The organism is Atribacteraceae bacterium (assembly GCA_035477455.1).
Classification (GTDB): Bacteria; Atribacterota; Atribacteria; order Atribacterales; family Atribacteraceae; genus DATIKP01.
This window is the reverse complement of record DATIKP010000111.1, coordinates 1-5,524: the sequence shown is the minus strand read 5'-3', so window position 1 is coordinate 5,524 and position 5,524 is coordinate 1. Positions and strand designations below refer to the sequence as shown.

4 protein-coding genes and 1 tRNA gene are annotated in these 5,524 nt (G+C 52.4%); all 5 read right to left on the bottom strand.

Annotation, left to right across the window (positions count from 1 at the left end):
- Positions 1-289 precede the first annotated feature (289 nt).
- Positions 290-505 (bottom strand): hypothetical protein, encoded by a 216-nt coding sequence (locus VLH40_06855; protein HSV31723.1) that lies wholly within the window; start codon positions 503-505, stop codon positions 290-292.
- A gap of 230 nt (positions 506-735) precedes the next feature.
- A tRNA-Asn gene (locus VLH40_06850) sits at positions 736-810 on the bottom strand.
- Between the two features lie 27 nt (positions 811-837).
- Complete coding sequence (rpoD, locus tag VLH40_06845; protein ID HSV31722.1) at positions 838-1,944, bottom strand: RNA polymerase sigma factor RpoD; 1,107 nt, start codon at positions 1,942-1,944, stop codon at positions 838-840.
- Positions 1,941-3,734, bottom strand: a complete 1,794-nt coding sequence (dnaG, locus tag VLH40_06840) for a DNA primase (protein HSV31721.1) — start codon at positions 3,732-3,734, stop codon at positions 1,941-1,943. The genes rpoD and dnaG overlap by 4 nt, the downstream gene beginning before the upstream one ends.
- Positions 3,735-3,857: 123 nt before the next feature.
- Positions 3,858-5,524: sodium-translocating pyrophosphatase (locus VLH40_06835; GenBank protein HSV31720.1), on the bottom strand; the 1,667-nt coding region annotated here is incomplete at its 5' end.

Sequence of the window (5,524 nt, the reverse complement as noted above, 5' to 3'; positions counted from 1 at the left end):
ATGACGGCCTCTTTCTAAATGATCTTCGGGAAGGGGCAATGCCGGATCCGGGGGGTTTTGACTTCGTTCAGGAAGGGCCACCCGCGTGTGGATCGCTCTATAAACAAAGAATCAACTCATGGTCCGCGCCATGCTCAGTTTTGGCATATCTTATGTTATCCAATTCGTTACCCATTTCATTCGACATTACCCAATTGCCACTTGACGGTTTTTTGCCACCGGGCGTTCTGGCCTCGTCCAAGACATTCAATCTGATTTTTCGCCCGTAAATTTTACAAGATACGGCGGATCATATCCACACTGACGTTCGAGCATCTGTTTTGAAGTTCGACCACGTTGAAGGGGCCGAGAGTTCTGTCGATAGCGCGCAGAACTTATCCCGCACCCGGGGAGCGAAAACCGGGATCACATCCCGGCCGATGAGGAGATTGCGTTCCGGGAGATACCCATTCCGGACAATGCCTTGCTGACCCGGTTCCTCTTTCCGCCATTGGTGTGGGGCCATCAACTCCTCCCCTGCCGCTTCGCTGGCTGTAACCAGCCTTCTGCGGGTTTCTTCCCGGAGAGTTCGCAAACCAATTTTCTATGGGAGAGGGGAGATTGGACGAGCCGACGAAGGTGGCGAAGTTCCTGCGGAACGGCGGTTTAATGTGGAGCGAGTTCGCCGAGCGGGGAGAGGGCGAGGCGGAGGAGTGTTCATCCGCCTCATCTATGTGTCTGAAAAATAGTTCAAAATGGCTCCCCGGGCAGGATTCGAACCTGCAACCCTCCGGTTAACAGCCGGATGCTCCACCGTTGAGCTACCGAGGAAGGAAGGCGACTGTCATTATAGCTACATTATTCCGCCTCGTCAAGATAATCCCGTAATTTTTTACTCCGGTTGGGATGACGCAATTTTCTGAGAGCCTTGGCTTCGATCTGTCGGATCCGTTCGCGGGTCACCCCGAATTTCTGACCTACCTCTTCCAAGGTGTGAGGGCGGCCGTCGGCCAGTCCGAAACGAAGTTTCAAGACCATCCGCTCCCGATCGGTGAGAGTGTTGAGTACATCTTCCAACTGTTCCTTGAGAAGCGCAAAAGAGGCGGCCTTGGGTGGAGCCAGGACCCTCTGGTCTTCGATGAAATCCCCCAAGTGGGAATCCTCTTCCTCACCGATGGGGGTTTCCAGGGAGAGTGGCTCCTGGGCGGTTTTGAGGATCTCCCGTACCTTCTCCACGGTGACTCCCATAGTCTCGGCCACTTCTTCGGGTTGGGGTTCCCGGCCCAGTTCCTGAAAGAGTCGACGCGATATCCGGATCAGTTTGTTGATGGTTTCCACCATGTGCACGGGAATACGTATGGTACGGGCCTGATCGGCGATGGCCCGGGTAATGGCTTGGCGGATCCACCAAGTGGCGTATGTCGAGAACTTGTAGCCTCTCCGATAATCGAACTTCTCTACCGCCCGGATCAAGCCCAGGTTGCCCTCCTGGATCAGGTCCAAAAAAAGCATACCCCGCCCGACGTAACGCTTTGCAATACTGACGACCAAACGTAAGTTGGCTTCGATGAGTTTGCGTTTCCCATTCGGATCTCCGGCCTCTACCTGCTTGGCCAGGGTGACTTCCTGCTCAGACGTAAGCAAAGGAACCTGGCCGATTTCCTTCAGGTACATCTTTACTGGGTCGTCGACCCCGATACCCTTGATCCCTTCGAGCTTGAGGCTTTCAACTCCGCTTCTCCCTACCTCTTCCTTGGTAACGTCATCTTCGTCGGAAACTTCTATCCCCAGGTCGGAGAGGGTGTTATAGATATCGTCCAACTTTTCGACATTAATGACATCGTCACCCAGAACATCATTGAGTTCCTTGAAGGTAATAAAGCCTTTTTTCTTGCCGCTCTCTATGAGGGTCCAGATCTCTTGGACATGTCCGTGGGAACCTTGTTTTTTTCCGTTTACGGTCAAAGAACCCCCTCTCCTCTCTTTAAGTTTTTCAAAGCATTCTCCTGTTTAACGAGTTGTTCCAAATGCCTCAACACTTCCAGTTGGAACATATCCTGTGATTGGGAAAGTTCCTCCCGGAGGCGTTGAATCTCCGTTTTGAGAGAAGCCCGTTTGACCCGGGCGATCAGTTCTCTCACCATCTCGGCGTTTTTACACGACGACCCTTCATCGAGTGAACATAAACGGGTAACTGTCGAACAGATCATAAGATCTCCGGAAAACAGGTCGATCAGATCAGAGACGGAAACCGATCCGATGCTGGCCAAGGTACTGACGGCTTGATAAATTCTTTGATGATCTCGGTTGACCATTTCTTCCGGTGAAAGACCAGTCAGAATCAGCGATCGGAGGGAGTCGTTCTCAATAGCCGCCTTGATCAGCATCCGCTCGGCTTTGATGTTTCCAGGTTCATAGGATTTTCGGGATTCAAGCGTAAAGGAAGGATTTGCCCTGGGTTGTTTTTTCGCTTCCAGGCTCTCATAGAACAGAGACTCCGGCACGTCGATCTTCTGGGCAACCTGGCGAATAAAAAGGGATTTTTCGACCGTATTCTCACAGGATCGGATCAAGGGCAACAACTCCCGGGTCACTTTGCTTTTCCCCTCCAATGTATTACAACCATATTTATCGATCAGCAATTCCAGGGTGTAATCAAATAAGCTTTTCGCTTGGCCTAAAGCGTCGGCGAACGCTTGTTTTCCCTTATTCCGGAGCAGTGAATCGGGATCGTAAGGTTTCGGTAGGGCCAGTATTTTTACCTGAAGGCCTTTTTCCTTCAGGATTCCCATTCCCCGGGCAGTGGCAGATTTCCCGGCATTGTCCGAGTCATAACATAGTAGCACTTCATCAGAAAACCGTCTGAGCAGGCTGACTTGCTCCCTGGTCAACGCCGTTCCCATCGAAGCAATCGCGTTGGTAAAGTCTGCCTGAAAAAGGGCCAGGAAATCCATGTAGCCTTCCACCAGAATTACCTGGCCGGTTTTCCGTATCGTATGCTTCGCAGCGAATAATCCGTACAGATGATGTCCCTTGGTAAAATAAGGATGATCGGCCGTGTTCAAATACTTCGGTCCTGTTTCGTTTAGAGAGCGCCCGGCAAAACCGACCGGAGAGCCATTGACATCGTGAAGAGCAAAAGTAATTCTACCCCGGAACCGGTCAAGGAGTTCCCGGCGCTGACCAATCACGCCAACCCCTCCCTGGATGAGTTCCGGACCGGAAAACCCTTCTTTCAAGAGGGCCTTGACGCTCTCTTTGCCCCGGCTTGGAGAAAAACCGATACCGAACATACGGATGATATCCAGCGACAATCCTCTTTTTTCCATGAGGTAAGTCCGGGCTTGTCTGGCATCGGCGGCTGGAGAATTTTCCAAGTACCACTGATAATACTTTGTTACCGCTTCATTGAACTGAAAAAAACGTTCTTTCTCTTTTTGTTCTTTGGAATTTCTTTTAGTCCCCACCGGAAGATCGATACCGTATTTTTCCGCCAGATACCTGACTGATTCCGGAAAGGACCGGTTTTCTATTTTCATAATAAAATTGAAGAGGTTTCCACCCAGACCGCAGCCAAAACAATGGAAGATTCCCTTTTCCGGAGAGACTTGAAAGGACGGCGTGTTTTCTTCATGAAAAGGGCACAATCCGCGAAAACCCTTTCCAGCCGGCTTGAGTTCAACATACTGGGAGATCAGGGAAACCAGGTCGACTCGATTCTTGATCTCTTCGAGGTACCGATCTTCAATATACATCCCAAACCCCCTTCAATAACGCCAAGGCCAGGACAGAAGCACTTTTCCTCTTCTTCCGGGTTCTGCTCTACAGACAAAACCGGAGCTCGAATCCCGTAACATTCAAGCTCCGGTAATGGTATTTCAACGAATGAAAAGAGGGGCAAAAACCAGGGCCACGATGCTCATCAGTTTGATGAGAATGTTCAGTGAAGGACCGGCGGTATCCTTAAACGGGTCACCCACTGTATCACCAACCACAGAGGCTGAATGAACCGGGGTTCCTTTCCCGCCAAGATAACCTCCCTCGATATACTTCTTGGCGTTGTCCCAGGCACCTCCGGCATTGGCCATCATAACTGCCATCATTAGTCCGGAAATAATCGCACCGGCCAGAAGACCTCCCAGGGCTTCGGCACCCAGGAACCAACCCACCAACATGGGCACCACCACGGAGAGGACCCCGGGGAGAATCATTTGAGAAAGGGCACCGCGGGTGCTGATATCCACACACCGGGCGTAATCGGGCTTAGCCTTCCCCTCCATAATTCCGGGGATTTCCCTGAACTGGCGGCGCACTTCTTCCACCATCTTAAAAGCCGCCCGGCCCACCGCTTTCATGACGATCGAGGAAAACATGAAGGGCATCATTCCGCCGATAAACAAGCCTACTACGGTATACGCATGCAACAAGTCGATAACCGTCAACCCAACGGCCTGAGCATACGCGGTGAAAAGCGCCAGTGCAGTCAAGGCTGCCGAGGCAATGGCAAATCCTTTACCGATGGCGGCGGTTGTATTGCCCAGAGAGTCGAGTGAATCGGTGATCTTGCGCACTTTCGGCTCCATACCGGCCATTTCGGCGATACCTCCAGCGTTGTCCGCCACCGGTCCGTAAGCGTCAACGGCTACTGTCATGCCAACGATGGAGAGCATCCCCACCGCCGCGATGGCGATTCCGTATATTCCCGCTCCCCAAAAGGCGACCAGAATGGCACCACAGATCACAAGTGACGGTCCGACCGTGCTTTCCATACCCAGGGCCAGGCCGCTGATGATCGTTGTCGCCGGACCGGTTTTGGCCGAATCCGCCAAGCTCTTCACCGGCTGGAAGTGACTGGAGGTATAGTATTCAGACATAAGTCCTATCGCTATTCCGGCTATCAAACCGGCAACCGTAGAAATGAATGGTCCATACCAGGGAAAAAGAGCGCCTTCTCCCCGGAACATGACCGCCGATATGATCAAGCTGAAAACCGCCACGAGAATACCGCTCACGTAGGTTCCCCGGTTCAGGGCTTTCGCCAGTCCTTTCTCGTCTTTGGATTTCACAAAAAAGGTGCCGGTGATGGCTGCCAGGGCTCCAAACCCGGCCAGGATAAGCGGATAAAGCACTCCAGACACCTCATTGCCAAGAAGGGTCATTCCTAGAATCATCGCGGCGATAATCGATCCGACATAGGATTCGAATAGGTCGGCTCCCATTCCGGCTACGTCACCCACGTTGTCACCAACGTTGTCGGCGATGACCGCCGGATTACGGGGATCGTCTTCGGGAATCCCGGCCTCCACTTTTCCGACCAGATCCGCTCCCACATCAGCCGCTTTGGTATAGATGCCGCCACCCACCCGGGCGAATAGGGCAATTGAACTGGCTCCCAGAGCAAATCCGTTGATAATTTGCGGATCGCGGATAATCAGGTAAAGAATGCCCAGTCCCAGTAAACCAAACCCAACGACGGCCATTCCCATGACCGTTCCGGCGGAAAAGGCGACCCGTAAGGCCTGGTTCACTCCCTCAGTGGCGGCCT